The organism is Kitasatospora sp. NPDC086791 (assembly GCF_040685975.1).
Lineage (GTDB): Bacteria > Actinomycetota > Actinomycetes > Streptomycetales > Streptomycetaceae > Kitasatospora.
Genome location: NZ_JBFBOC010000015.1, coordinates 123,376 through 146,092 on the forward strand (window position 1 = coordinate 123,376; position 22,717 = coordinate 146,092).

General features: G+C 73.6%; 21 protein-coding genes. 15 read left to right on the top strand and 6 right to left on the bottom strand.

The features are described 5' to 3' along the window. Window positions 1–167: 167 nt before the first annotated feature. The 4 genes from AB0Q99_RS21120 (at window position 168) to AB0Q99_RS21135 (ending at window position 5,670) form a co-directional block, all read left to right on the top strand. Complete coding sequence (locus tag AB0Q99_RS21120) at window positions 168–3,038, top strand: GNAT family N-acetyltransferase (RefSeq protein ID WP_363573958.1); 2,871 nt, start codon at window positions 168–170, stop codon at window positions 3,036–3,038. Window positions 3,039–3,129: 91 nt separating this feature from the next. Continuing rightward, window positions 3,130–3,729 (top strand): DUF5998 family protein, encoded by a 600-nt coding sequence (locus tag AB0Q99_RS21125; RefSeq protein WP_363573959.1) that lies wholly within the window; start codon window positions 3,130–3,132, stop codon window positions 3,727–3,729. 35 nt (window positions 3,730–3,764) lie between these two features. After that, window positions 3,765–4,952: a nucleotide pyrophosphatase/phosphodiesterase family protein gene (locus tag AB0Q99_RS21130; protein ID WP_363573960.1), complete on the top strand. Its 1,188-nt coding sequence runs from the start codon at window positions 3,765–3,767 to the stop codon at window positions 4,950–4,952. A 61-nt stretch (window positions 4,953–5,013) separates the two neighbouring features. After that, window positions 5,014–5,670: a thymidine kinase gene (locus AB0Q99_RS21135; protein WP_363573961.1), complete on the top strand. Its 657-nt coding sequence runs from the start codon at window positions 5,014–5,016 to the stop codon at window positions 5,668–5,670. Window positions 5,671–5,749: 79 nt separating this feature from the next. On the opposite strand, the gene AB0Q99_RS21140 is transcribed toward AB0Q99_RS21135, so the two are convergent. Continuing rightward, the gene (locus AB0Q99_RS21140; RefSeq protein WP_363573996.1) at window positions 5,750–6,493 is read right to left on the bottom strand and encodes a VOC family protein; all 744 of its coding nucleotides are present in this window, start codon (window positions 6,491–6,493) and stop codon (window positions 5,750–5,752) included. A gap of 166 nt (window positions 6,494–6,659) precedes the next feature. Between AB0Q99_RS21140 and AB0Q99_RS21145 the strand changes: the two genes are divergently transcribed. Beyond that, the gene (locus AB0Q99_RS21145) at window positions 6,660–7,535 is read left to right on the top strand and encodes a sulfurtransferase (RefSeq protein ID WP_363573962.1); all 876 of its coding nucleotides are present in this window, start codon (window positions 6,660–6,662) and stop codon (window positions 7,533–7,535) included. A gap of 92 nt (window positions 7,536–7,627) precedes the next feature. On the opposite strand, the gene sepH is transcribed toward AB0Q99_RS21145, so the two are convergent. Continuing rightward, a complete protein-coding gene (sepH, locus tag AB0Q99_RS21150) occupies window positions 7,628–8,707 on the bottom strand; it encodes a septation protein SepH (RefSeq protein WP_363573963.1) in 1,080 nt (359 codons plus the stop codon). Window positions 8,708–9,223: 516 nt separating this feature from the next. Between sepH and AB0Q99_RS21155 the strand changes: the two genes are divergently transcribed. Continuing rightward, a complete protein-coding gene (locus AB0Q99_RS21155) occupies window positions 9,224–10,114 on the top strand; it encodes a hypothetical protein (RefSeq protein WP_363573964.1) in 891 nt (296 codons plus the stop codon). Here AB0Q99_RS21155 and AB0Q99_RS21160 read toward each other — a convergent pair. After that, window positions 10,111–11,433, bottom strand: a complete 1,323-nt coding sequence (locus AB0Q99_RS21160) for a D-arabinono-1,4-lactone oxidase (protein WP_363573965.1) — start codon at window positions 11,431–11,433, stop codon at window positions 10,111–10,113. The genes AB0Q99_RS21155 and AB0Q99_RS21160 overlap by 4 nt on opposite strands. Window positions 11,434–11,537: 104 nt before the next feature. Beyond that, complete coding sequence (locus tag AB0Q99_RS21165) at window positions 11,538–12,806, bottom strand: MFS transporter (protein ID WP_363573966.1); 1,269 nt, start codon at window positions 12,804–12,806, stop codon at window positions 11,538–11,540. A 134-nt stretch (window positions 12,807–12,940) separates the two neighbouring features. On the opposite strand from AB0Q99_RS21165, the gene AB0Q99_RS21170 reads away from it, so the two are divergent. Beyond that, the gene (locus tag AB0Q99_RS21170) at window positions 12,941–14,083 is read left to right on the top strand and encodes a ferrochelatase (protein ID WP_363573967.1); all 1,143 of its coding nucleotides are present in this window, start codon (window positions 12,941–12,943) and stop codon (window positions 14,081–14,083) included. Window positions 14,084–14,117: 34 nt separating this feature from the next. Continuing rightward, on the top strand, window positions 14,118–14,936 hold the full coding sequence (locus AB0Q99_RS21175; protein ID WP_363573968.1) for an inositol monophosphatase family protein: 819 nt from the start codon (window positions 14,118–14,120) through the stop codon (window positions 14,934–14,936). A 167-nt stretch (window positions 14,937–15,103) separates the two neighbouring features. Here AB0Q99_RS21175 and AB0Q99_RS21180 read toward each other — a convergent pair whose 3' ends face one another. Continuing rightward, window positions 15,104–15,289, bottom strand: coding sequence for a hypothetical protein (locus AB0Q99_RS21180; protein ID WP_030057688.1), 186 nt, complete (start codon window positions 15,287–15,289; stop codon window positions 15,104–15,106). A gap of 442 nt (window positions 15,290–15,731) precedes the next feature. Between AB0Q99_RS21180 and AB0Q99_RS21185 the strand changes: the two genes are divergently transcribed. The 4 genes from AB0Q99_RS21185 to AB0Q99_RS21200 all read left to right on the top strand — a co-directional run bounded on the left by AB0Q99_RS21185 (window position 15,732) and on the right by AB0Q99_RS21200 (window position 19,766). After that, window positions 15,732–16,385 (top strand): response regulator transcription factor, encoded by a 654-nt coding sequence (locus AB0Q99_RS21185; RefSeq protein ID WP_363573970.1) that lies wholly within the window; start codon window positions 15,732–15,734, stop codon window positions 16,383–16,385. 82 nt (window positions 16,386–16,467) lie between these two features. Continuing rightward, the gene (locus AB0Q99_RS21190) at window positions 16,468–17,769 is read left to right on the top strand and encodes a HAMP domain-containing sensor histidine kinase (RefSeq protein WP_363573972.1); all 1,302 of its coding nucleotides are present in this window, start codon (window positions 16,468–16,470) and stop codon (window positions 17,767–17,769) included. Between the two features lie 232 nt (window positions 17,770–18,001). Continuing rightward, on the top strand, window positions 18,002–18,994 hold the full coding sequence (locus AB0Q99_RS21195; RefSeq protein ID WP_363573998.1) for an acyl-ACP desaturase: 993 nt from the start codon (window positions 18,002–18,004) through the stop codon (window positions 18,992–18,994). A 472-nt stretch (window positions 18,995–19,466) separates the two neighbouring features. Then, the gene (locus AB0Q99_RS21200; RefSeq protein WP_030057692.1) at window positions 19,467–19,766 is read left to right on the top strand and encodes a DUF4193 domain-containing protein; all 300 of its coding nucleotides are present in this window, start codon (window positions 19,467–19,469) and stop codon (window positions 19,764–19,766) included. Between the two features lie 244 nt (window positions 19,767–20,010). On the opposite strand, the gene AB0Q99_RS21205 is transcribed toward AB0Q99_RS21200, so the two are convergent. Continuing rightward, a complete protein-coding gene (locus tag AB0Q99_RS21205) occupies window positions 20,011–20,469 on the bottom strand; it encodes a DUF3093 domain-containing protein (RefSeq protein WP_363573974.1) in 459 nt (152 codons plus the stop codon). Between the two features lie 127 nt (window positions 20,470–20,596). Here AB0Q99_RS21205 and AB0Q99_RS21210 point away from each other — a divergent pair, with 127 nt between their 5' ends. The 3 genes from AB0Q99_RS21210 (at window position 20,597) to AB0Q99_RS21220 (ending at window position 22,512) form a co-directional block, all read left to right on the top strand. Next, window positions 20,597–21,175 (top strand): PaaI family thioesterase, encoded by a 579-nt coding sequence (locus AB0Q99_RS21210; protein ID WP_363574000.1) that lies wholly within the window; start codon window positions 20,597–20,599, stop codon window positions 21,173–21,175. Next, window positions 21,172–21,639, top strand: coding sequence for a dUTP diphosphatase (dut, locus tag AB0Q99_RS21215; RefSeq protein WP_363573976.1), 468 nt, complete (start codon window positions 21,172–21,174; stop codon window positions 21,637–21,639). The genes AB0Q99_RS21210 and dut overlap by 4 nt, the downstream gene beginning before the upstream one ends. Before the next feature lie 69 nt (window positions 21,640–21,708). After that, complete coding sequence (locus AB0Q99_RS21220; protein WP_360258269.1) at window positions 21,709–22,512, top strand: DUF3710 domain-containing protein; 804 nt, start codon at window positions 21,709–21,711, stop codon at window positions 22,510–22,512. Window positions 22,513–22,717: the final 205 nt, after the last annotated feature.

The following is a 22,717-nucleotide window of genomic DNA, read 5'->3' on the forward strand; positions in this document are numbered from 1 at the left end:
CATGTTGTCTAGACCAGTCTTGCACGCCGGCGACCCCGGCGAACCGCCGCGTTCAGGACTTGTGATTGTTTCTTTTCGGGGCATAAACCCCGGTGTTCGATCCCGTCCACCCTGCCGTGAGCACGTGCCCGGCGCCATCCGGCCCGCCGCCGGATAACCTGACGAACGTGGACGACTCCGCGGCAACGAACCCCGAGCAGCATCCGGACTATCCGCAGCACTGGGAGGCCGACATCCTGCTGCGCGACGGCGGTACGGCCCGGATCCGGCCGATCACGCCCGCCGACGCCGGGCGCCTCGTGGAGTTCTACGAGCAGGTCTCGGACCAGTCCAAGTACTTCCGGTTCTTCGCCCCCTACCCCCGGCTCTCCGACAAGGACGTCCGCCGCTTCACCCACCACGACTTCGTGAACCGGGTCGGCCTCGCGGTGGTCGTCCGGGACCGCTTCATCGCCACCGTCCGCTACGACCGGATCGACGCCGAGGGCCGCCCCTCCGCCACCGGGACCGACGCCGAGGTGGCCTTCCTGGTGCAGGACGCCCACCAGGGCCGCGGCGTCGCCTCGGCGCTGCTGGAGCACATCGCGGCCGTCGCCCAGGAGCGCGGCATCCGCCGCTTCCAGGCCGAGGTGCTGCCGCAGAACCGGAAGATGGTGAAGGTCTTCACCGACGCCGGCTACACCCAGCACCGCAGCTTCGCCGACGGCGTGGTGCACCTGGAGTTCGACCTCGAACAGACCGACCGCTCGCTCGCCGTGATGCGCGCCCGCGAGCACCGCGCCGAGGCGCGCTCGGTGCAGCGGCTGCTCACCCCGCGTTCGGTCGCGGTGATCGGGGTCTCCCGCACCCCGCAGACCGTCGGCCGGGCGATCCTGCGCGACGTGCTGGGCAGCGCCCCGGCCGAGTGCCCGGTCTACGCGGTGAACCGCAACGCCCTGCCCGGCACCGAGTTGGACGGCGTCCCGGTGCACCGCTCGATTCTGGACATTCCCGGGCCGGTGGACCTCGCGGTGATCGCCGTCCCCGAGGGCGCCGTCCCGGCCGCCGTCGCCGAGTGCGGCGCCCATGGCGTACAGGGCCTGGTGGTGGTCACCGCCGGCTACGCGGAGACCGGTCCGGAGGGCCGGGACCGGCAGCGCGCCCTGGTCCGCCAGGCCCGCGCGGCGGGCATGCGGGTGATCGGCCCGAACGCCTTCGGCCTGATCAACACCGACCCGGCGAACCCGCTGAACGCCTCGCTCGCGCCGCGCCTGCCCGGCCGCGGCGGCTTCGGCATCTTCTGCCAGTCCGGCGCGATCGGCGTCGCCCTGCTGGAGGCCGCCCACCGGCGCGGCCTCGGCGTCTCGTCCTTCGCCTCGGTCGGCAACCGCGCCGACGTCTCCGGCAACGACTTCCTGCAGTACTGGGCCGAGGACGACGCCACCCAGGTCGTCCTGCTCTACCTGGAGTCCTTCGGCAACCCGCGCAAGTTCACCCGGATCGCCCGCCGCCTGGCCGCCGCCAAGCCGGTCGTGGTGGTCAAGGGCGCCCGGCACACCGGCAGCCTGCCGCCCGGCCACGCCGTCCCCGCCACCGCCACCGGCCTGCGCGACGCGACCGTCGACGCCCTGTTCGAACAGGCGGGCGTCACCAGGGTCGCGACCATCACCGAGCTGTACGACACCGGCGAGCTGCTGGCCCTGCAGCCGCTGCCGGCGGGGGACCGGGTCGCGGTGGTCGGCAACTCGGACTCGCTGGGCCTGCTCACCTACGACGCCCTGCTGAGCGCCGGCCTGCGTCCGCGCACCCCCGTCGACCTGACCACCGCCGCGACCGGCGAGAACTTCCGGATCGCGCTCGACGTCGCCCTCGCCGACCCCGCCGTGGACGCGGTGATCGCCGTCGCCATCCCGCCGATCGGCACCTCCGCGCACGCCTTCATGGGCGGCCGGCTGACCGGCGACGACGACCCCGCGATGGGCTCGGACGACCCCGAGATCGCCGCCGCCCTGCTCGAAGCCGGCCGGCGCGCCGAGGAGGTGGGCAAGCCGCTGCTGCTCGCCCACCTGGCGCTGACCGACCTGCCGGCCCGGCTGCGCCCCGGCGGCATCCCCGCCTACCCGGCGCCCGAGCGGGCCGTGCACGCCCTCGCCCACGCCGTCCACTACGCGCAGTGGCGGCGCCGGACGGCCGAGGCCGAGGAGACCGCGCGCGTCCCCGAGCTGGACCGGATCGACGAGCCCGGTGCCCGCGCCCTGGTCGCGGCGGCGCTCAGCGCCCGGACCGGGACCTCCCGCCCGTCGCCCGCCACCACCCTCGACCGGGACGCCACGCGCCGCTCCTCCCTCCTGCGCACCCGGCCCGGTGGCGCCCGGATCACCCTGCCCGACGCCGAGGCCCGCGAGCTGCTGGCCCGCTACGGCATCGACGTCTCGCCGACGCTGCCGGCCCCGGACGAGGAGACGGCGGTCGCGGCGGCGGCCTCGCTCGGTTACCCGGTGGCCCTCAAGGCGACCGCCCCGCACCTGCGCCACCGCCCCGACCTGGGCAGCGTCCGGCTGGACCTGACCGGCGAGCCGGGCCTGCGCCGCGCCCACCGCGAGCTGGACGCCCTGCTCGGCGGCGCCGCGCCGGCCGAGCTGGTGGTGCAGCGACTGGCCCCGCGCGGCGTGGACACCGTGATCGGCGCCACGGTGGACCCGGCGGTCGGCGCGATCCTGTCCTTCGGCCTGGCCGGCGCACCGGCCGAACTGTTGGGCGACACGGCGCACCGACTGGTTCCGGCCACCGACCAGGACGTCGCCGGGCTGATCCGGGAGGTGCGGGCGGCACCGCTGCTGTTCGGCTGGCGCGGCGCCGAGGCGGTGGACACCGGCGCGCTGGAGGAACTGCTGCTCAGGGTGTCGCAGCTGGTGGACGACGTCCCGGAGATCGCCTCGGTGGATCTCGAACCCGTGGTCGTGGCCCCGCACGGGCTGGCGATCCTGGGGGCGCGGGTGCGGGTCGCGCCCCTGCCGGTCCGCAGCGATCTGGGCCCGCGCGCGATGAGCACGCTGTAACCTTCCTTGGTTGCGCCCTGCCCGGGCGCTGTTGTCCGAAGCTCGGCGCCGCGCCGCCCGCTTCGTCGGCGGACCATGCCAGGATGGAGATATGGCGAAGACCGGTACCACCACCACTCAGGACCTGCGCTCGGCGATCGAGCGCAGCGGCTACTACCCGGCCCTGGTGTCCGAGGCGGTGGAGTCCGCGGTGGGTCCGGAGCCGATCGGCTCCTACCTGGTGCACCAGGAGACGACCTTCGACGCCAACGAGGTCCGCCGGCACGTGACGGTGCTGGTGCTGACCCCGACCCGCTTCGTGGTGAGCCACACCGACGAGCAGTCGGGGGCCGAGGGCAGCCCCTCGGTGCCGTTCGCGACGACCTCGACGGAGAGCGTCCGGCTGGACCGGATCGGTTCGGTCGTGGTGAGCCGGATGGTCGCGAACCCGGAGACGTACACGCCGGGGACTCTGCCGCGCGAGGTGGTGCTGACGATCGGCTGGGGTGCGGTGCAGCGCCTGGACCTGGAGCCGGCCGGCTGCTCGGACCCGAACTGCGAGGCGGATCACGGGTACACCGGTTCGGCGACGGCCGACGACCTCTCGCTGCGGGTGAGCGAGGCCGGTGACGGCCCCGAGACGGTGTCCCAGGCGCTGGCGTTCGCCCGGGCCCTGTCCGACGCGACGATCGACAACGGCCCGCGGGTCTGATCGCCGCCGCCTCCGACCGCTACGAATCCGGTTCCATGTCCTTCGCTCCTGCCGACGGCTACGACGCCTTCGAGATCCTTGACCCGGCCGCGGCCCCCGCGCCCCCCTACGGCAGCGGTTCGCTGTGCGACCTGCTGCCCTCGGTGGCGGCGGGGCTCGGCGTCCCCGGGTTCACCGCGACGCTGCCCATCGCCCCGGCGGACCGGGTGGTGGTGTTCCTGGTGGACGGCCTGGGCTGGGAGCTGCTGCTGCGCCACCCCGAGTACGCGCCGTTCCTCTCCTCGCTGGCCGGGAGTTCGCTGGGCGGCAGCGGCCGTCCGCTGACCGCCGGCTTCCCGTCCACCACGGCGACCTCGCTGGCCTCGGTCGGCACCGGGACGCCGCCGGGCCTGCACGGCCTGGCCGGGTACACGGTGGCGGTGCCGGGCGCCGGCTACCTGATGAACCAGCTGCGTTGGCAGCCGCCGACCGAGCCGCACGCCTGGCAGCCGTACCCGACGGTCTTCGAGCGGACGCACCTGGCCGGGGTGGCGACCGCGCAGGTCTCGTCCCCGCTGTTCGCGCAGACCCCGCTGACCCGGGTGGCGCTGTCCGGCGGCACCTTCCTCGGCCGCACCACCGGCGAGGAGCGGATGGATCTGGCGGCTTCCTGGCTGGCCGAGCACGACCGGGCGCTGGTGTACACCTACGTCAGCGAGCTCGACGGCGCGGGCCACCGCTTCGGGGTGGACTCCGACGAGTGGCGGATGACGCTGGACGCCGTGGACCGGCTGGCCCGCCGGCTGGCCGAGCAGTTGCCGCCGCGTTCGGCGATGTACGTCACGGCCGACCACGGCATGATCGACATCGCGCCGGAGGACCGGATCGACTTCGACGAGGACTGGGAGCTGGGCGCCGGTGTGGCCCTGCTCGGCGGCGAGGGCCGGGCCCGGCACGTGTACGCGGTGCCCGGGGCCGCGGCGGACGTACACACGGTCTGGAGCGAGGTGCTGGGCGACCGGATGTGGGTCGCCACCCGGGACCAGGCGATCGCGGCGGGCTGGTTCGGCCCGGCCGTGGACGAGCGGGTGTACGGCCGGATCGGAGACGTGGTCGCCGCAGCGCGCGACGACATCGCGATCGTCGCCTCCCGCAACGAGCCCGGCGAATCCGCGATGATCGGCCTGCACGGTTCGATGACCCCGGTCGAGCAGTTCGTGCCGCTGCTCGAAGTCCGTGGCTGAGCCGCCCCCTTGATCCTTCTGTGCCCGAACTTTCCTGATGTGAAAGGCCTTTGCTCCACCCATGGCTGAACTGGTTTTCTTCTCGGGCACGATGGACTGCGGCAAGTCGACGTTGGCGCTGCAGATGGACCACAACCACGCCGCGCGCGGCCGGCAGGGCGTCATCCTCACCCGCAACGACCGGGCGGGCACCGCGACGATCTCCAGCCGGCTGGGCCTGCGGGCCGACGCGGTCGAGGTGACGGACGACTTCGACTTCCACGCGCACGTGGTGCAGCGGCTCTCGGCGGGCGGCCGGGTGGACTACCTGATCTGCGACGAGGCGCAGTTCTTCGCCGCCGAGCAGGTCGACCAGCTGGCCCGGGTGGTGGACGAACTGGACATCGACGTCTACACCTTCGGCATCACCACCGACTTCCGCACCCGGCTGTTCCCGGGCTCGCAGCGGCTGATCGAGCTGGCCGACCGGGTGGAGGTGCTGCAGGTCGAGGCGCTGTGCTGGTGTGGCGCGCGGGCGACCCACAACGCCCGTACGGTCGGCGGGGTGATGGTGGTCGAGGGCGCCCAGGTGGTGATCGGCGACATCTCGGTGCGCGAGGACGAGGTCGGCTACGAGGTGCTGTGCCGCCGCCACCACCGCCGCCGCCTGACCGCGGCGACGGCCCGCGCCTCGGTGCTCTCCCCGGACGTGCTGCCCTTCGAGGAGCAGCAGGCCTGAGCGGTTCCCGGGGCCGGTGCGCGGACTCCGGCCCGCGGGGCGTCCGGAGACCGGTCGGCGGGGTGCCCGCGGACCGGTGTTACGCCACCGCCTCCAGCACCGAGAAGTGCCCGCCCTGCGGGTCGGCCAGCCGGGCGGCGCGGCCGCGGGCGGTGTCGTGCGGCTCGACCAGGATCCGGCCGCCGAGTTCCACGGCATGACGGGCGGTCAGCGCCGCGTCCCGGACCGCGAAGTGGGTGCGCCAGCGCGGCGGGTGGCCGCGCAGGTCGGCGCGGTGCCGGATGCCGGCGACCGGCAGGCCGCGTACGAGCAGCGCGCTCTCGTCCGCACCGGGCCGGACCGGGAGGTCGAGCACGGTGGCGTAGAAGGCGGCGGCGCCGTCCGTGTCGGGGGTGAGCAGTTCGGCCCAGGCCGGTTCGCCGGGCTCGCTGCCGGCCTCCCGGCCGAGGTGCTCCTCGCCCTGCCAGAGGCCGAAGACGGCGCCGGAGACGTCCGAGGCGATCGCCATCCGCCCGGCGCGCTCGGCCTGCAGCGGCCCGACGGCGACGGTGCCACCGCACTCGCGGACCAGCTGGGCGGTGCGGTCGGCGTCGTCCACGGCGAAGTAGGTGGTCCACTGCACCGGGAAGCCGGTGGCGCTGGAGAGGCCGAGGCCGGCGACCGGCGCCCCGTCGAGCTCGGCCCGGACGTAGTCGCCGAGCTGGCCGGGCCCCGGGCTGTACGTCCAGCCGAGCAGTGCGCCGTAGAAGGCGCGGGCGCCGGCCGGGTCGTCGGTCAGCAGGCTGACCCAGCAGGGCGTGCCCTGGGCCAGTCGGAGTTCCACCGCGGGCAATGCGGGCCTCCTCGTGGGTGGTTGGCGCACGGAAGTCCTCGGGCGCGAGGGTGATGCTTCCACTCTGACGGGCCCCCAACCCTCGGGCCGCGCGGAAATCCCGGCAAAGTCAGCACAAAGAGCGGCGGGCCGGCGGTGCTGCGCGACAATGGCCGCCATGACCACCTACAACGACGGTTCCCCGCTGATCTCCGCGGCCGAGCTGGGGGAGGCGCTCGCCTCCGCCCGTCCGCCGGTGCTGCTGGACGTGCGCTACCACCTGGTCGGCGCCGCGCCGGGCGGTCCGACCGCGGCCGAGGAGTACCGGGCCGGGCACCTGCCCGGCGCCCACTTCGTCGAGCTGGACCGGGACCTGGCGGCGCCGCCCGGCGCCCCCGGCCGGGGCGGGCGCCACCCGCTGCCGGACCCGGAGGAGTTCGGGGCGGCGATGCGCGGCTTCGGGGTGAGCACCGGTCGCCCGGTCGTGGTGTACGACGGTGCGGCCTCGATGGCGGCCGCCCGCGCCTGGTGGCTGCTGCGGTGGGCCGGGCACCGGGACGTCCGGGTGCTGGACGGCGGCTTCGCGGCCTGGCGGGCGGCCGGGCTGCCGGTGACGGCCGAGCTGCCGGAGCCAGCGGAGGGCGACTTCAAGCCGCTGCCGGGGCAGCTGCCGACGGTGGACGCGGACGGCGCGGCGGCCCGGGCGCGGGACGGTCTGCTGCTGGACGCCCGGTCGGGGGAGCGCTACCGGGGCGAGACGGAGCCGGTGGACCCGCGGGCCGGGCACGTTCCCGGCGCGGTGTCGGCGCCGACGGCCGAGAACGTGGGGCCGGACGGGCGGTTCCGGCCGGCCGCCGAACTGGCGGCCCGGTTCCGGGCGCTGGGCGCGGGGGAGCGGGAGACCGCGGTCTACTGCGGTTCCGGGGTGACGGCGGCGCACCAGATCCTGGCGCTGGAGGTGGCGGGCCTGTCGGCCACGCTCTACCCGGGGTCGTGGAGCGAGTGGTCGAGCGACGGGAGCCGTCCGGTGGCGGTCACCGACCAGCCGGGCTGAGCCCGGGAACGCCGGAGGGCGGGAGGCCCGGCCTCCCGCCCTCCGGATCGCTACGTCCGGGTGCTGCTCCGGAGCACTGCCCTGGGCCGCCGCTACTCCTGTTTCTTGCGCCGGCTGCCGAAGACGATCTCGTCCCAGCTGGGCACGGTGGCCCGGCGCCCGGGCCGGACGCCGTCCGCCTCGGCCTGCCGGTCGGTGGTGCCGACCAGGCGCTCGCGGTGCGGGGCGACGGCGCGCGGCATCAGGATGTCGGCGTAGGCCGAGCCAGCGCCGACCGCAGGGGCGGCGGCCGCGGCCGATTCCTCGGTCTCCTCGGCGACCTCGGCGGGCACCGGCTCGATCGGGGTGGGGCCGCCGACGGCGAGGTCGCCGCGGAAGGCGGGGACCACGTCGAGCAGGCTGGTCAGCGAGTCCCGGGCATCGGCCGTGGCCTCCCGCGACTCGCGGACCTCGCGGGCCGACATGATGCGGTCGGCCGAGGGCCGGTCGATCATCGGGCGGGGCGGCCGCTCCTGGGGGAGCCGGGCGATCCGCGGGATGAACGGGAAGACCGACTCCTCCTCGCGCTCGACGTTCTCGCCGATCAGCGCGCGGGCCTCGTCGTCGTTCGGCTGGACCAGGCGCCGGGGCGGGTCGTACGTCCAGGAGGCGCTGCGGCCCTCGCCGTCGGCCCGGTAGGAGAGGATGACCTCCCAGGTGCCGTCGTCGCGGCGCCAGGAGTCCCAGCGCTCGGTGTCCTTCTCGGCGCCGCGCAGCGCGAGGCGCTCGGAGACGGCCTCGCCGAGCTGCGGGCCGGTGGACTCGCCGTTGCGGCGGATGGCGGTCTTGCGGGCGCGCTCGGCCATGAAGGCGCGCTCGGCGAGGACCGGGCCCTCGAAGCGGCGGACGCGGTCGACGGAGATCCCGGCGGCCTGGGCGACCTCCTCGGCGGAGGCACCGGCTCGTATCCGCGCCTGGATGTCCCGGGGCCGCAGATGGCTCTCGACCTCGATCTCGATCTGGCCGAGGCGCGGCCGGTCGCCGCGGACGGCGGCACGCAGCCGCTCGTCGATGGGGAGGGTGTACTCCGTGCTGTCGGCAGCCTTGAGCACCAGCCGTGTGCCGTCGTTGCTGACGGCCACAACCCGCAGTTCGGGCACGCTTACCTCCCGGGTGGTGCCTGCCGACGTCACCTGCGTCGCTGCTCCCGTACTGAGTGTGGCCTGCCCACTCGCGACTGGCCACAACCTTGCTGAGTTCCCCGGCGTGTCGGGCTGAGGCCCGGGCACGCCGCTGTGGCACGGTTGCCTTTTTGCCACGCCATCCGTCGGCGTCGCGCCTGGGTGTCCCGGCCGTCCTCGCACGCGCAGTGAACGCGACGATCCGGGACGGGCGTCGCCGTGCGTGCCTGCTCCGTGGCTCTTCGTCAAGCTGTCGGTGTATGCACAGTCGACAAGTCGATCCAAGGCTCAGGCTTTACGAACAGTACTCCATTCGTGGCACCCGAAGGGGCGGCTCGCCGCTCAAGTCTCCCGCGATTCACGGGAATCTCAAGAGCACGCGCCCGCAATGGCGGACCACCGACGGGTGAACGGTGATCATCTTCACACAATCCGGGCGCGCGGAACCGCATTTTCGTCCCTTGTGTCCTTCTTTGGGCACGATGGAGAGGCTTGTTCGAGATCAGTCGTACGGACCGAGGGATGTTGATGCCGGAGCGGAGCCCCGCCGAGGAGGGCGGCAAGGAGGAGCGCAGGCGGATCGATCTGAGTGTGGCTCAGGTCGTGGCGAGTGCGTTGGCCGCCGTGGTGGGCGCGCTGTTGGCCTCCGAACTGGGCGTGTACGGAACCATCATGGGCGCCGCGGTGGTGAGCGTCGGGGCCACCACCGGTGGCGCGCTGTTCCAGCACCTCTTCAGACGGACCGGTGAGCAGCTGCGCGAGGCGGTGGACCGGGGCCCGAACCAGACCGCGAACGCGCTGCGCCAGGTGCCGGTGGAACCGGAGCGGCCGGAGCGGGCAGCGGGGCCGCCGGTGATCACCACGGAGTGGAGCGAGCCGCAGGTGGTGCGGGTGCGCCGGCGGTGGACCTGGAAGACCTGCGCGGTGGTGTCCGGGCTGGTGTTCGTGCTGGCGATGACGCCGATCGTGGCGTTCGAACTGGCCACGGGGCAGCCGGTGTCGGCGACGGTCAAGGGCGAGTCCGGCAACGGCACATCCTTCGGCGGCTCGGTGGCGCCGAAGTCCTCGCAGCCGCAGGACGCCCCGGCGCAGCCCCGCGGGTCGGGCGGCACGCACGCTCCGGAGGCCACGCCCTCCGGCGGCGCCCCGGCCCCGGCGACCTCGCGGCCGGGCCGGGAGCCGAGCGCCACCCCGGGCACCGGCGCGGGTACGGCCTCGCCCTCGGCGGGAGCGACCCCCTCGGCCGGCGCCTCCCCGTCGGCGGACGGCGGGAGGCCCACCGGCGGGGCCTCGTCGCAACCGTCCGGGCCGGGCGGCGAGCCCACGCGGGCGACGGTGGCCCCGTCCCCGGCGGCGGGGACCCCGGCGGACCGGGCCCCCGCCGACCAGGCCCCGGCGAACCAGGCCCCGGCGAACTAGGCCCCCAGCACCCGGCGCAGGTAGTCGTTGCCGAAGACCCGCTGCGGGTCGACCTCGTCGCGCAGGGCGGTGAAGTCGCCGAAGTGCGGGTAGACGCCGGCCAGGTACCCGGCGTCGCGGGTGTGCAGCTTGCCCCAGTGCGGGCGGCCCTGATGGGCGGTCATCAGCTGTTCCACACCGGTGAAGTAGCCCTGGTCGGCGGTGCCCCGGTAGAGGTGGACGGCGATGTAGGCGCTGTCCCGGCCGGAGGCGGTGGAGAGCCAGAGGTCGTCGGCGGGGGCGAAGCGCACCTCGACCGGGAAGCCGACCTTCCAGTCGGAGCGTTCGACCAGGGCCTTCAGCTCCCGCAGCACCTCGCCGACGGCTCCGCGCGGCACCGCGTACTCCATCTCCACGAAGCGGACCTTGCGCGGGCTGGTGAACACCCGGTACGCGGTGTCGGTGTAGCTGCGGTCGGACCAGGCGCGACTGGCCAGCGCGGCGATCGAGGGGATCGAGCCGGGGAAGCGCCGGCCGACCCGGCAGGCGCCCTCCCAGACGGTGTTGGAGAGGAAGTCGTCCTCCAGCCACCCCTTGAACCGGGGCAGCGGGGCGGCCGGGCCCTGGCTGCGGTTGTTGCGCTTGGTGGAGCAGCGGTCGGTGTGCGGGAACCAGTAGAACTCGAAGTGCTCGTTGACGGCGGTGAGGTCGTCGAGGCGTTCCAGCACCTCGTCGAAGGCCATCGGCTGCTCGTGCGCGGTGAGCAGGAAGGCCGGTTCGACGCCGAAGGTGAGCGCGGTGATCACGCCGAGGGCGCCGAGGCCGAGCCGGGCGCCCTGGAAGAGCCGGGGGTTCTCGGTCGGGGAGCAGCGCCGGAGGGTGCCGTCGGCGAGGACGATCTCCAGGGCGCGGATCTGGGCGGCGAGCGAGCCGGAGTCACGGCCGGTGCCGTGGGTGCCGGTGCTGGTGGCGCCGGCGACGGTCTGGACCTCGATGTCGCCCATGTTGGTGAGGGAGAGGCCCTCGGCGGCCAGGAGCCGGTTGAGGCGGTGCAGCGGGAGGCCGGACTCGACGGTGACGGTGCCCGCCTCGCGGTCGATCCCGCGGACGGCGGTGAGCGCGTGCGGGCGGATCTGGACGCCGTCGCCGGCGGAGGCGATCGAGGTGAAGGAGTGGCCGGAGCCGACGGCCTTGACGGTGCGGCCCTGGTCGGCCGCGCGCAGGATCTCCCTGGCCAGTTCCTCCGCGGTGCCGGGGGCGGTGGTCCGGGCGGGCTCGGCGCTCTGGTTGCCGGCCCAGTTGGTCCACCGGGTGCGGGTCGCGGTGCTGGCCTGGGGCATTGCGCTGCCTCCTGCTCCGTGGCCGAACGGGTCGGCGCGGTCCGGGGCGGCGCGGCCGCCCTACCCGCGGGTAGGGCCGCAGGTAGGGCGAGAGAGTAGTCAGTTCACCGTTCGACGTCTACGGGTCGTTCGACGGGTTCGGCGGGCGCCTCGGGGTCCTGGCCGGCGGCGAGTCCGGCCCGCAGCCGGGCGAGTCCGGCGAGTGCGGCGAGCACGCCGAGAGCACCGGCGACCAGCGGTACCCAGTAGCCCGCGGCGGCGCCGGAGGCGTCCACCACCCAGCCGCCGGCCGAGGAGCCGGCCGCGACGCCGATGGCGAGGCCGGTGGTCGTCCAGGTCATGCCCTCGGTGAGCTGGGAGGCCGGGACGAGCCGTTCGACCAGCGCCATCGCGGTGATCAGGGTGGGGGAGATCGCGATGCCCGCGACCAGCAGCGCGCCGCCGACCGCGACCAGCCCGGCGATGCCGTGCACCGCGTGGGCGACCAGCACCAGTGGCACCATGCTGAGCGCCATGCACAGGACGCCGAGGAAGAAGCGCGCGGCCATCGATCCGGAGAGCTTGAGCGTGCCGTACACCACGCCGGCCAGGCAGGAACCGAGCGCCCACAGGGCGAGGATCACGCTGGAGACCGACTTGTGGCCCTGGGCCTGGGAGTAGGCGACGGTGACGACCTCGACCGAGCCGAAGATCGCGCCGGTGGCGACGAAGGTGAGGATCAGCACCTGCAGGCCGCGGTTCAGGATCACCGAGCGGCCGTGGTGCCGGGCGGCCGGGTGGACCGGCGGCTCGGTGGAGCGCTGTCCGGCGAACAGCAGCACGCCGACGGCGAGGAAGATGCCGGCCAGCAGCACGCCGGCCTCCGGGAAGAGGGAGGTGGCCAGTCCGATGGAGAGGATCGGGCCGACGATGAAGCAGACCTCGTCGACGACGGCCTCGAAGGAGTACGCGGTGTGCAGCTTGGGGGCGTCCTCGCGGTAGAGGTGCGCCCAGCGGGCACGGACCATCGCGCCGGTGCTCGGCATCACTCCCATGCCGGCCGCGAAGACGAACAGCGTCCAGTCCGGGGCGTCCAGCCGGGCGCAGAGCAGCAGGCCGACGACGGCGACGACGGTGATCGCCATGGCCGGGACGACGATCCGGCGCTGTCCGTGCCGGTCCACCAGCCGGGAGACCTGCGGGCCGAGGACGGCGGCGGAGATCGCGAGGGTGGCCGAGACCAGGCCCGCGACACCGTACGAGCCCCTCAGCTGGGAGAGCATGGTCACGATGCCGATGCCGGTCATGGAGATCGGCAACCGGGAGACGAAACCGGTGGTGGAGAAGGCCAGAGTGCCGGGGGAGGCGAATATCCGGCGGTAGCTGGACAGCACGGGAGCTCCGGACGGGGGTGGGGTAAGGAACGAGGCTGGTGAACACAGCTTACGTTCCTTGGCAATCGGTATTTTCCGGACATCGGCGCGGCCCCGGCGACGACGCCCGGCCCCTCAGTGGCAGGATCGGTGCCATGTCCGACGCGCGCAATCCCTCCCCCTCCGGCGCCGCTCCGTACGACGCCCTGCTGCTCCTGTCCTTCGGCGGTCCCGAGGCCCCCGAGGAGGTCGTCCCGTTCCTGGAGAACGTCACCCGCGGCCGCGGCATCCCCAAGGAGCGGCTGAAGGAGGTGGGCAAGCACTACTTCCTGTTCGGCGGGGTCAGTCCGATCAACGAACAGAACCGCGAGCTGCTCGCCGCGCTGCGCAAGGACTTCGCCGAGCACGGGCTGGACCTGCCGGTCTACTGGGGCAACCGGAACTGGGCGCCCTACCTGGTCGACACCCTGCGGGAGCTGGCCGGCGACGGACACCGCCGGATCGCCGTGCTCGCCACCAGCGCCTACGCCGGGTACTCGGGCTGCCGCCAGTACCGGGAGAACCTGGCCGACGCGCTGGCCACCCTCGCCGCGGAGGGCCTCCCGGCGCTGACCGTCGACAAGCTGCGGCACTTCTACAACCACCCCGGCTTCATCGAGCCGATGGTCGACGCCACCCTGGCCGCGCTGGCGGAGCTGCCCGAGGCCGTCCGGACCGGCGCCCGGCTGGCGTTCACCACCCACTCCATCCCGGACACCATGGCCGAGACCTCCGGCGCCCCGGACGACCCGGCCCGCGGCAGGCCGGGCGGCGCGTACGTCGCCCAGCACCTGGACGTGGCCCGGCTGATCGCCGCGGCCGTCGCCGAGCGCACCGGCGTCGCCGACCGGCCCTGGGAGCTGGTGTTCCAGAGCCGCAGCGGAGCCCCGCACACCCCGTGGCTGGAACCGGACATCTGCGACCACCTGGCGGCCCGGCACGCCGAGGGCGCGCCCGCCGTGGTGATGGTGCCGATCGGCTTCGTCTCCGACCACATGGAGGTCAAGTACGACCTCGACACCGAGGCCGTCGCCAAGGCCGCCGAACTCGGTCTGCCGGTGGCCCGCGCCGCCACCGTCGGCGCCGACCCCCGGTTCACCGCCGCCGTCCGCGAGCTGGTCCTGGAGCGGGCGGCCACCGAGCGCGGCGAGCGGGTGACCCGCTGCGCCCTCGGCACGCTCGGCCCCAGCCACGACGTGTGCGCGGTCGCCTGCTGCCCCAACCCGCGTGCCCCGCGCCCGGCCGTCGCCGAGCGCTGACCGTCCGCCCCCCGCCGCTACGGAGGAGAATCCCGTGACCGCCCCCGCCCAGCCCGACGACCGGCTCCTCGACGACCTGCTGGACGTCGCCCTGGACGCGGCCCGGCAGGCCGGCGCCCTGCTGCGCGACGGCCGCCCCGCCGACCTCGGCGTGGCCGGCACCAAGAGCAGCCCGGTCGACGTGGTCACCGAGATGGACCTCGCCTCCGAGAAGCTCGTGCTGGAGCTGATCACCGGGCGCCGCCCGGCCGACGGCTACCTCGGCGAGGAGGGCGCCGAGCAGCCCGGCAGCAGCGGGGTCCGCTGGGTCGTGGACCCGCTCGACGGCACGGTCAACTACCTGTACGGACTGCCCTCCTGGGCGGTCAGCGTGGCCGCCGAGGTGGACGGCAGGGCGGTCGTCGGGGTGGTGTACGCCCCGGCGCGCGACGAGCTGTTCCACGCCGCCCTGGGTCGCGGCGCCCGGCTGAACGGCCGGCCGCTCTCGGCCCGTCCGGCCCCGCCGTGGGGCCAGGCGCTGATCGCGACCGGTTTCAACTACGTCCAGCCCGTGCGGGTGCGCCAGGCCGAGGTGCTGCTGGCACTGATGCCCGAGGTGCGGGACATCCGCCGGGGCGGGGCGGCCGCGGTCGACCTCTGCGACGTCGCCGCCGGGCGGCTGGACGGCTACTACGAGCGCGGCCTCGCCCCCTGGGACCGTGCGGCCGGCTGCCTGATCGCCGCCGAGGCCGGCGCCCTGACCGGCGGCCGCCCCGGGCACGGCCCGGACGGCGAGCTGACGGTGGCCGCCGCCCCGGGCGTGTACGAGCCGCTGCAGGAGCGGCTGGCCGCGCTGCGCGCCTGGGCGGACTGACCGGTTCCGGCCGGGGCCGGGCTCGGGGCCGTCCGGCCCCGGACCGCCCGGCCCCGGACATGCGAAGAGCCCTGGCACACGAGGGATGCCAGGGCCTGGATTTCGCACGGCCCCCGCAGGGCCGCAGGTGCCGGAGTTCCGGCGACGGGTCGGTGGTGCCGAACGGGTCAGGCAGCGGTGCGGTGGCGCTCCAGCACCGTGTCCACGCCGTGCTCGGCGGCGAGTCGGCGGAGGTCGTCCAGCTCGGACTGCTCCACCTCGGCGAGGAACTCGTCCCCGGCCTCGATCGCGCGGTGCAGATCCTGCTCGGCGTTGGCTATGCGCTGCAGGATTCCGGCCTTGAAGGCGTCCATACGGGCCCCCTTACTGTGTCGGACGTGCACGGTCGTGCGCTCTCCGCCCCGAGGAAGGTCCAGCCGGTGAAAGCGTCCCGGCCGGCGGTGGTGGATCTCCGGTCGGACGCGGAGTCGGCTTTCGGCCGCTCCCGGTGATGTCCCAGCCCCAGGGCCGGCGCGGATGAAACGCACGGCGGGTGGGTGCGACCGGCCAACAGCCAGATCGCGGGTGTGCAGCTGTCCTCCCCCCGGGGGAGTCGGGGAAACCTCCCGGCGGAAGAAAGTTGCCCGTGTCACAGTCCAACCGGACTGGTGTCGACACGAACCGTCACCCCCGCGGACCCGGGCCCGTGCCCGAGGGGCAGCTTATCGCTGCTTTACCGCAGGACCAGGCAGGATGGAGGCACCGTCGGAGCCGTGCGTCCGCTTCCGGGGCCGGCCTGGAGAAGGGACAACGACCGTGCGGGTTCTCGTCGTCGAGGACGAGCAGCTGCTTGCCGAGGCCGTCGCGACCGGCCTGCGCCGCGAGGCGATGGCTGTCGACGTGGTGTACGACGGGGAGGCCGCGCTCCAGCGCATCGCGGTCAACGACTACGACGTGGTGGTCCTGGACCGCGACCTTCCGCTGGTCCACGGCGACGACGTCTGCCGCAAGGTGGTCGAGCAGGGCCTGGCGACCCGGGTGATCATGCTGACCGCCTCCAGCGACATCAGCGACCGGGTCGAGGGACTGGAGATCGGTGCGGACGACTACCTTCCGAAGCCGTTCGCCTTCAGCGAACTCGTCGCCCGGGTACGGGCGCTGGGCCGCCGCGCGACCATCCCGCTACCCCCGGTGCTGGAGCGGGCCGGCATCTCGCTCGACCCCGGCCGGCGCGAGGTGATCCGCGAGGGTCGCACCGTCCAGCTGGCCCCCAAGGAGTTCGCCGTCCTGGAGGTGCTGATGCGGGCCGGCGGCGCCGTCGTCTCCGCCGAGCAGCTGCTGGAGAAGGCCTGGGACGAGCACACCGACCCGTTCACCAACGTCGTCCGCGTCACCGTGATGACACTGCGCCGCAAGCTCGGCGACCCGCCGGTCATCGTCACCGTGCCGGGCTCCGGCTACCGGATCTGACCCCCGGGTCCCCGGCCACGGGGCCCGATCCCGGGTCCCACCACCCCGCGCCCGCCCCGGCGGACGCCCCGAGAGGACGATCATGACCATCCCGCCCCCGGCCGGCGGGCCCTCCGGCGCGCCCGCCGGCGGCCCGCGCGCCGTACCGCCCAAGCCCCTGCACCCCCCGCGCTCGGCCCGCTCGAACCAGCCCTACGTCCCCGGTGACGGCGTGCTCGCCTGGCTGCCGTTCCGCCCCACCATCCGGATGCGGCTCACCCTGCTCTACGGCGGGATGTTCCTGATGGCCGGCGTGGTGCTGCTGCTGGTGATGTACTTCTTCGTCCAGCAGGCCCTCCAGGAGGTCGGCCAGCCGCACCTGATGCTCAACGGACCCGGCATCTCGGTGCGGACCCCGGACAACCTCACGCTCAACAGCCAGTCCGCGCTCGACCAGTGGCTGAACGACTACAGGGCCTACCAGGCCGCCCAGGCGCTCAACACCCTGCTGCGCAAGCTGCTCACCGTCCTGGTCTGCCTCGCCGTGATCGCCTTCGCGGCCGGCTACGCGATGGCCGGCCGGGTGCTGCGCCCGCTCGGCCGGATCACCCGCACCGCCCGTGACGTGGCCTCCTCCGACCTGCACCGCCGGATCGAGCTGGACGGACCGGACGACGAGCTCAAGGAGCTCGCCGACACCTTCGACGACATGCTGGACCGGCTGGACCGCTCCTTCGACTCCCAGCGCCGCTTCGTCGCCAACGCCTCGCACGAGCTGCGCACCCCGCTGGCGATCAACCGCACCCTGCTGGAGGTCCAGCTCTCCGACCCGGCCGCCTCGCCCGACCTGCAACAGCTGGGAAAGACCCTGCTGGCCACCAACGAGCGCAGCGAGCAGCTGGTCGAGGGACTGCTGCTGCTCGCCCGCAGCGAGAACGAGCTGACCGAGCGCCGCCCGGTGGAGCTGTCCGAGGTGGCCACCCGGGCGCTGGAACAGATGCGGGCCGAGGCGGGCAAGCGCGAGGTCGAACTCCGCTCGAAGCTCGATCCGGCCGTGGTCGCGGGCAACGGCGTGCTGCTGGAGCGGCTCGCGCTCAACCTGCTGCAGAACGCCGTCCGGTACAACACCGCGGGCGGCTGGGTCGAGCTGGCCACCGCCGAGGTGCCGGGCGGCGGCGAGCTGGTGGTCTCCAACACCGGCCCGGTGGTGCCGGGGTACGAGCTGGAGCACATCTTCGAGCCGTTCCGCCGGGTCAAGGGCGCCGACCGCACCCGCAGCGACAAGGGGGTCGGGCTCGGCCTGTCCATCGTCCGCTCGGTGGTGCGCGCCCACGGCGGCACCATCGAGGCCACCGCGCGCGCCGGCGGCGGCCTCACCATGCGGGTCCGCGTCCCCTCGCCGTAGGGCGGACCGCCCAGGTCCGTTGGCTCCTGCAACAAGCCGCCCCTGTCAGGCCGTCAAGACGACATAAGGCCTGGCGGGGGCGGCTTGTCTTTTCCGGCCCGAGCAACTTACGGTGTCGTAACCTACGCAACCGTAAGTGTGGCCGCCGGCGCCCGCCGACACCCGCACGACGGGTGCCCGCCCAACGCGTTCGTCCCAGCGCGTGCCGTCCCCCGGGAGCAAGACCGTGACCATCGCCCCTGTGCAGAGCAGTGCCGTGCAGAGCAGCACCTCGCTCGGATCGAGCGGGTGGACCGACGCGCGGCTCATCCTGGCCCTCGAAGAGGTCGTGGAGAAGGAGCTGGACCGCCACCTCGCCGTGGCCAAGGAGTGGATGCCGCACGAGTTCGTCCCGTGGAGCCAGGGCCGCGACTTCGACGGCGTCCTGGGCGGCGAGGCCTGGTCGGTCGACCAGTCGCAGGTGACCCCGCTGGGCCGGGTGTCGCTGGTGGTGAACCTGCTGACCGAGGACAACCTCCCCAGCTACCACCACGAGATCGCGACCATGTTCGGCCGCGAGGGCGCGTGGGGCACCTGGGTGCACCGCTGGACGGCCGAGGAGGGCCGCCACGGGATAGCTATCCGCGACTACCTGCTCGCCACCCGCGCCGTCGATCCGGTGGAGCTGGAGCGGGCCCGGATGAGCCACATGTCGGAGGGCTTCGAGTCCGACAACGCGCACAGCATGCTGCAGTCGGTCGCGTACGTGGCCTTCCAGGAGCTCGCCACCCGCATCGCGCACCGGAACACCGGCAAGTACGCCGGCGACCCGCTCTGTGAGCAGCTCCTGGCGAAGATCGCCAACGACGAGAACCTGCACATGGTCTTCTACCGGAACCTGCTGAAGGCCGCCCTGGAGATCGCCCCCGACCAGGCCATGCGGGCCATCGCCGACGTGGTCACCGACTTCCGCATGCCCGGCCACGGCATCCCGGGCTTCGAGCGCGCCGCCGCGCAGATCGCCCTCGGCGGGGTGTACAACCTGCGCATCCACCACGACGACGTGCTGCAGCCGGTGCTGCGCCACCTCAAGGTGATGGAGATCGACGGCCTCGGTCCGGCGGGGATGATGGCGCAGGACGAGCTGGGCGTCTTCCTGGACGGGCTGGACAGCCAGGCGCGGAAGTTCGAGGAGCGCCAGGCCGCGTTGCTGGCCCGCCGGGCGGCCCGGCGGAGCGCCGAGTAGGGCGCTCCGGCGAGCGGTCGGAGTGGGTGGATTTTCCGTGGTTTGACCCGGAAGATTCTTAACGTGACCAAGGTCACACCGTGTCGCTCCACGATTTCGGCCAACCCCGGAGAGTGATCACCCGCTTGGGGGTGTCGATCGCCGTCCGTGACCGGATTCCGCCCCCGGGCGGATCCGCCGGATCGATCGGCATCCCTGGTGGGCACGGGATTCGGCGGGTGTTCGTGCGGCCCCTGCTCACTGTGCGTGGCTGCTTTGCCGGGTCCGGGGAGGGGCTGCGATGGCCCAGCGTGAGTCCTGCGGCGGCCCCGAGGATCACCCCGATGGACCCCGGGCTGAGTGTCGATTGAGTAACAGGGCTTGAAGTAAGGCAAAATCTCCGCCTCGGGTCGGGCACAAGACCGACCCCCCATGCGTTACGTGCGCTGGAGATACCGCACACACCGCACAACCCGGAGGGGGAGAGCGAAAAATGGCAACCGACTACGACACCCCACGCAAGACCGACGACGAGCTCAACGAAGACAGCATCGAGGAGCTCAAGGCTCGGCGGAACGACAAGGGCGGCGGCTCCGTCGACGTCGACGAGTTCGACGCCGCCGAGGGCATGGAGCTCCCCGGCGCCGACCTCTCGAACGAGGAGCTCGCCGTTCGGGTGCTGCCCAAGCAGGCCGACGAGTTCACCTGCATGAGCTGCTTCCTGGTCCACCACCGCAGCCAGCTCTACAGCGAGAAGAACGGCAACCCGATCTGCCGGGACTGCGGCGCCTGAGCACCGCGGCGGACAGGGCCCGGTGCCCGCGGCTCGCGGGACCGGCACACCGCTCCTTCCGGCCCCGGGCAGCGGGGCCGGACGGCAGTTCCGGGAACCCGTCCCCACGGACGGGCCCGGCAGGACGGAGTCGGCCGACGCGTCGGCCAGTACGAAGTCGTAGGGACGGTCCCGCAGCAGCGGAACCGTCCCTCTCCGTTTCCAGGTCCTTCCGGGGCCGCTCCGGGCCCGCGCGCCCGCCCGCTCAGGTGCGGGCGCCGCGCCGGGCCTCCTCCAGCGCCTCCGCCAGCTTCATCGGCGAGCGGGTCGACAGGTAGAGGTACGGCGTCGGGTCGGCCGGGTCGCTCACCTCGACCCGCAGCGCCGTCGGGACGTAGCTGCGCAGCAGCATGAAGGCGCGCGGATCGGCCTTCGGACCGCGCCAGGCCACCGCCTCGGCGGGGCTCAGCGCCTGCGCGCTGCCGAGTGCGTCCACCGGGATCCGGGCCGGGCCGGCCACCAGCGAGCCCTGGACCACGCGGATCCGGGCCGAGCCGTAGCTGCTGATCGCGACCGCGCCGGCGGCGACGCCGACCACCAGTCCGACCAGTGCGGCCGGGCCGCTGACCCGGATCAGGATCAGCGCGAGCGTGAGGCCCACCGCGGCCGGGAGCAGCCACCAGGAGCGCGGCACCGTGAGGCGTTCGTCGTACATGCCCTCCATTGTGGGCGTCCTGACGCCCGGCGCGGGACGCCACCCCCGCCGGGGGCTCGGCTACCCCTGGGTAGGGTTGGGCCCCGTGACCGGAACGACTGCCCCCACCACCCCCGCCGACCGGCCGGCGCCCGTGATGCCGCCGTCCCCGACCACCCCGCCGCCGGACGCCGTCCTGCCGCCGCGCGCCCCCGAGGCACCGGCCCCCGGCACCCGGCTCGGCTCCCACTACGAACACTGCTTCGGCTGCGGCCCGCAGCACCCCGGCGGCCTGCGGATCGACGCCGTCGCCGGCGAGGGCCTCGACGTCACGGCCGAGTTCGCCGTCCGGGACGTTCACCAGGGCGGCCCCGGCCTGGCCCACGGCGGCCTGCTGACCACCGCCATGGACGAGACCCTCGGCACGCTCAACTGGCTGCTGCACGCCCCCGCCGTGACCGGCCGGCTGGAGACCGACTTCCTCTCCCCGGTGCCCGTCGACTCGGTGCTGCACGTGCGCGCCTGGATCACCGGCGTCCACGGCCGCAAGATCTACAGCGCCGCCGAGGCGCGGATCGGCGGCCCGGACGGACCGGTCGCCGTGCGTGCGCAGGCGCTCTTCATCCAGGTGAAGCTGGAACACTTCACCACGCACGGTCGTGCCGAGGACATCGAGAAGGTCCTCGACGACCCGGATCTGATGAAGCGCGCACGAGCCTTTGAGGTGAACCCTTGAGCGACACCCCCCGCCCGCAGCTGGACGTCCTGATCAAGCGCATCGACCCCGAGCTGCCGCTGCCCGCCTACGCGCAGCCCGGGGACGCCGGCGCCGATCTGCGGACCACCGTCGACGCCGAGCTGGCCCCCGGTGAGCGGGCCGTCCTGCCCACCGGCATCGCCATCGCGCTCCCGGACGGCTATGCGGCCTTCGTCCACCCCCGCTCCGGGCTGGCAGCTCGTTGCGGAGTTGCTCTCGTGAACGCCCCGGGGACGGTCGATGCCGGGTACCGTGGAGAGATCAAGGTGATCGTCGTCAATCTGGACCCGCGCGAGGGGGTCAGCTTCCGCCGAGGGGACCGGATCGCCCAGCTGGTCATCCAGCAGGTCGAGAAGGCCCGCTTCCACGAGGTGGCCGAGCTGCCTGGGTCGGCACGTGCCGAGGGCGGGTTCGGGTCGACCGGCGGCCACGCCGCGGTCTAGCATGCCCGCGGCCTCGCAGGAAGCCGAGCAGGTATTCGCATCGGTCTTGGACCGGGAAGGACAGTGACCGTGTTCCGTCGTCGCCAGAAGAGCGAGGACGCTGTCGAGCAGCTCGCCGACGACGCCATCAGCGCCGACGAGACGGCCGATGACGTCGAAGGTTCCGCCGAGAGCGAGAACGTGACCGAGCTGGACCCGGCCGACCGGGTCGGTCTGCCGCCGGCGCCGCGGCCGGACGGTCCGTGGGACCACTCGGAGCTGGAGAACCCCGAGGAGGGGCGAGTCGACCTCGGGGGTCTGCTGGTCCCCGGTGTCGAGGGCATGGAGCTGCGCGTCGAGGTCGCCGGTGACGCGATCGTGGCCGCCACCCTCGTGCTCGGCAACAGCGCCATCCAGCTCCAGGCCTTCGCGGCCCCGAAGTCCGAGGGCATCTGGGGAGAGGTCCGGGAGGAGATCGCCAACGGCATCACCTCGCAGGGCGGCATCATCGACGAGGAGGAGGGCCCGCTCGGCTGGCACCTCCGCGCCCAGGTCCCGGTGCAGCTGCCGGACGGCACCCAGGGTGTCCAGCTGGTGCGGTTCGTCGGCTGCGACGGTCCGCGCTGGTTCCTGCGCGGCGTGATCTCGGGCCAGGCCGCGGTGCAGCCGGAGATGGCCGGGATCCTCGAGCAGGTCTTCCGTCAGACGGTCGTCGTGCGCGGCGAGGCCCCGATGGCTCCCCGCGACCCGATCGTGCTGAAGCTTCCCGAGGACGCCCAGATGGTCGCCGACGGTGGTGGGGCGGCCGCCACCGCCGGCGAGGGCGACAACCGCTTCGGCGGCACCTCGCTCGACCCGTTCGCGCGCGGTCCGGAGATCACCGAGGTCCGCTGATCGGTCGTGACCGGCCCTGATCGCCCCTGCCCGGGAGCCCGGGCGGGGGCGATTTGCATGTGGCGGGTCCGTCCCCGTACAGTTCCGGAGTCGCCACGGGAGACCGGGGCGACAAAGCGGAAAGCGAATCCGATGAATGAAACTCCGGAAAACGGAGCGGAAAACGTCTGATAAGCTGGAAACACGAAAGAACGAAGCCCGGAGG

Bases quoted from the DNA above. Each gene is read 5' to 3' on its own strand.
- AB0Q99_RS21125 (WP_363573959.1), top strand. From the start codon at position 3,130: ATGGCGAAGACCGGTACCACCACCACTCAGGACCTGCGCTCGGCGATC.
- AB0Q99_RS21130 (WP_363573960.1), top strand. From the start codon at position 3,765: ATGTCCTTCGCTCCTGCCGACGGCTACGACGCCTTCGAGATCCTTGAC.
- AB0Q99_RS21135 (WP_363573961.1), top strand. From the start codon at position 5,014: ATGGCTGAACTGGTTTTCTTCTCGGGCACGATGGACTGCGGCAAGTCG.
- AB0Q99_RS21145 (WP_363573962.1), top strand. From the start codon at position 6,660: ATGACCACCTACAACGACGGTTCCCCGCTGATCTCCGCGGCCGAGCTG.
- AB0Q99_RS21155 (WP_363573964.1), top strand. From the start codon at position 9,224: ATGCCGGAGCGGAGCCCCGCCGAGGAGGGCGGCAAGGAGGAGCGCAGG.
- AB0Q99_RS21160 (WP_363573965.1), bottom strand. From the start codon at position 11,433: ATGCCCCAGGCCAGCACCGCGACCCGCACCCGGTGGACCAACTGGGCC.
- AB0Q99_RS21170 (WP_363573967.1), top strand. From the start codon at position 12,941: ATGTCCGACGCGCGCAATCCCTCCCCCTCCGGCGCCGCTCCGTACGAC.
- AB0Q99_RS21180 (WP_030057688.1), bottom strand. From the start codon at position 15,289: ATGGACGCCTTCAAGGCCGGAATCCTGCAGCGCATAGCCAACGCCGAG.
- AB0Q99_RS21190 (WP_363573972.1), top strand. From the start codon at position 16,468: ATGACCATCCCGCCCCCGGCCGGCGGGCCCTCCGGCGCGCCCGCCGGC.
- AB0Q99_RS21200 (WP_030057692.1), top strand. From the start codon at position 19,467: ATGGCAACCGACTACGACACCCCACGCAAGACCGACGACGAGCTCAAC.
- AB0Q99_RS21205 (WP_363573974.1), bottom strand. From the start codon at position 20,469: ATGGAGGGCATGTACGACGAACGCCTCACGGTGCCGCGCTCCTGGTGG.
- AB0Q99_RS21210 (WP_363574000.1), top strand. From the start codon at position 20,597: ATGCCGCCGTCCCCGACCACCCCGCCGCCGGACGCCGTCCTGCCGCCG.